This window comes from Falsiroseomonas oryziterrae (assembly GCF_021864505.1).
Classification (GTDB): domain Bacteria; phylum Pseudomonadota; class Alphaproteobacteria; order Acetobacterales; family Acetobacteraceae; genus Falsiroseomonas; species Falsiroseomonas oryziterrae.
The window spans coordinates 1-2,951 of the sequence record NZ_JAKJIB010000421.1 but is presented as its reverse complement, the minus strand read 5'-3'; the positions used below and the strand labels follow the sequence as shown (position 1 = coordinate 2,951).

General features: G+C 73.2%; 3 protein-coding genes. All 3 read left to right on the top strand.

All coding sequences use genetic code 11. The features are described 5' to 3' along the window. Positions 1-352: 352 nt before the first annotated feature. The 3 genes from L2I40_RS21315 to mreD all read left to right on the top strand — a co-directional run bounded on the left by L2I40_RS21315 (position 353) and on the right by mreD (position 2,859). Positions 353-1,396: a rod shape-determining protein gene (locus L2I40_RS21315; protein ID WP_237217214.1), complete on the top strand. Its 1,044-nt coding sequence runs from the start codon at positions 353-355 to the stop codon at positions 1,394-1,396. A 65-nt stretch (positions 1,397-1,461) separates the two neighbouring features. Further along, positions 1,462-2,325, top strand: a complete 864-nt coding sequence (gene mreC / locus L2I40_RS21310) for a rod shape-determining protein MreC (RefSeq protein WP_237217213.1) — start codon at positions 1,462-1,464, stop codon at positions 2,323-2,325. Then, a complete protein-coding gene (gene mreD / locus L2I40_RS21305) occupies positions 2,326-2,859 on the top strand; it encodes a rod shape-determining protein MreD (RefSeq protein ID WP_237217209.1) in 534 nt (177 codons plus the stop codon). The last annotated feature ends 92 nt before the right edge of the window (positions 2,860-2,951 follow it).

The window sequence follows — 2,951 nt, the reverse complement described above, 5'->3', positions numbered from 1 at the left end:
GGGTGCCGGTCACCGAGCCGATCGCCGCGCCGGCGCCGGCGCCGAGCAGGCCGCCGGAGATCGCCCGGTCGCTCGTCGAGGTGCCGCAGGCCCCGAGGGCGGTCGCCAGCACCAGGGACAGGAAGAGCTTGCGCATGGGGTTCCTCCGCAGGGTTGGGACGAACCCGGAACGCATTCTGGCAACCCGGGTTCGCGCCGCCCGACGGGGCTTGAGCCGGGGGCGCGGGACCGCTAAGGCACGCCCCTCGCACAACCCCGCGAATGCGTGAGCGCCGGGACGGTGGTGCGCGGCCCCCGCCGCACCGCTGCGCCGCTCCCAGGCGGGGCGCCCCTTGCCCGGAAGGTCCCCCGCATGTTCGCACGCCTGTTCGGCTTCCTGTCCGCCGACATGGCCATCGACCTCGGCACCGCGAACACCCTGGTCTACGTGAAGGGCCGGGGCATCGTGCTCAACGAGCCGTCGGTCGTCGCCATCTCCGACAACCGGGGCAAGAAGCAGGTGCTGGCGGTGGGCGAGGAGGCGAAGCAGATGCTCGGCCGCACGCCGGGCTCCATCGCCGCCATCCGGCCGCTGCGCGACGGCGTCATCGCCGATTTCGAGGCGGCGGAGGAGATGATCAAGCACTTCATCCGCAAGGTGAACAACCGGCGCGGCTTCGCTTCTCCCATGGTGGTGGTCTGCGTGCCCTCGGGCTCCACCGCCGTGGAGCGCCGCGCGATCCAGGAAAGCGCCGAGAGCGCGGGGGCGCGGAAGGTGCTGCTGATCGAGGAGCCGATGGCCGCCGCGATCGGGGCGGGGCTGCCGGTGACCGAGCCCTCCGGCTCCATGATCGTCGACATCGGCGGCGGCACGACAGAGGTGGCGGTGATCTCGCTCGGCGGCATCGTCTATGCGCGGTCCGTGCGGGTCGGCGGCGACAAGATGGACGAGGCCATCATCTCCTACATCCGCCGCAACCATAACCTGCTGATCGGCGAGAGCACGGCGGAACGGGTGAAGATGGAGATCGGCGCCGCCGCCCCCGCCTATGAGGGCGACGAGGGGCCGCTGATCGAGGTCAAGGGCCGCGACCTGATGAACGGCGTCCCGCGCGAGGTGATCGTCAGCCAGCGCCAGATCGCCGAGAGCCTCTACGAGCCGGTGATGGCGATCGTCGAGGCGGTGAAGGTGGCGCTCGAGAACACGCCGCCCGAACTCGCGGCCGACATCGTCGACAAGGGCATCGTCCTGACCGGCGGCGGGGCGCTGCTGCACCGGCTGGATGCCGTGCTGCGCGACGCGACGGGCCTGCCGGTGGTGGTGGCGGAGGACGCGCTGTCCTGTGTCGCCCTGGGCACAGGACGGGCGCTGGAGGAGATGAAGCGCCTGCGCGGCGTCCTGACGTCAATGTATTGATATACAATCGGGTCGAAGGTCCGGGGCGGGAGGCCGCGCCGGCCTGACCAGGGGGTCGAGGCCGCTTGTTCCGTCTGAGCATCCCGCTCCGTCAGGCGTTGTCGCGGCTGACCCTGCCCGTGCTGGTGGCGGTCGCCTTCGGGACGATGCTGCTCGGCAAGGCGGATGCGCTGCTGGCCGAGCGCGCGCGGGTGCTGCTGGCCGATGCCCTCGCCCCATTCTACGCCGCCTTCGCCGAGCCGGCCCGCGCCGTGCGGGAGACCATCGCCGACCTGCCGGAACTGCTCGCGATCCGGGAGGAGAATGCGCGGCTGCGGGAGGAGAACGAGCGGCTCCGCCGCTGGCAGTCGGCCGCGCTGGCGCTGGAGGCGGAGAACGCCCTGCTCCGGCGGCAACTGAACTTCGTGCCGGAAGCGGCGCCGTCCTTCCGCACCGCCCGCGTCGTCGCGGACGCCGGCGGCGTCTATGCCCGCGCCGTGCTGATCGCCTTGCCGCCGGATCTCGCGGTGCGGCGCGGGCAGATCGCGCTCGACGAGCGCGGCTTCGTCGGCCGGGTGACCGAGGTGGGGACGCGTTCGGCCCGCATCCTGCTCGCCACCGACATGAACAGCCGCATCCCGGTGACGCTGGAAGGCAGCCGCGCGCGGGCGATGATGGTCGGCACCAACGGGCCCCGCCCCCGCCTTCAGTTCTGGGCGGAGGGCACGCGACCGGCCGAGGGCGAGCGCGTCGTGACCAGCGCCGAGGGCGTGGCCTTCCCGGCCGGCCTTCCCATCGGCGTGGTGCGCTACAGCGCCTCCGGCTCCGCCGAGGTCGAGATGTTCGCGCTGCTCGACCGGCTGGACCTGGTGCGGCTGTTCGACTTCGGACTGGGCGGCATCCTGCCGCCCGAAGCGGTGGCGCGGCCGGAGCCGCGGGCACGGCGGTGAATGATCGGCGTCCCCGAGCCCCCGCCCAGCCTGCTGCGACGCGTCGAGGCGCTGGCGCGCAACCTTCTTCCAGGGTTGCTGGCCGTGGTGACGATGATCGCCGCGGCCGGCCCGACCGGCCTTCCGGTGCTCGCGCCCGCGCTGACGCTCCCGCAGGTGGTGTTCTGGTCGATCTACCGGCCGGCCGCCATGTCGCCGCCGGCGGTGTTCCTGCTCGGGCTGCTGCTCGACCTGCTGGCGCTCGCGCCGCTCGGCAGCGGCCTGCTCACGCTGCTGCTGGCGCACGGGCTCGCGCTGCGCTGGCGGCGGTTCCTGGCGCGCCAGGGCTTCCTGCTGCTGTGGCTGGCCTTCTGCGGCTTCGCCGTCGGCGCGGCGGCGCTCGGCTATGTGCTCTCGGCGCTGCTGGACTTCGCCCTGCCCCCGCTGGGGCCCGCGCTGCAACTGGCGGCGCTGACCGCCTGCGTCTTCCCGCCGATCGCCCTTCTGCTGGGCCGCGTGCACGCGCTGATGCTGCGCGCGGAGGAAACCGCATGAGCGGCGCATCCTCTGTCTCCGCGCATGCCAGGCGGCCGGGGGCCGCGCCGGCGCATGAGGCACCCCAAGGCGGCGCGCGCCGCGCGCCGAGG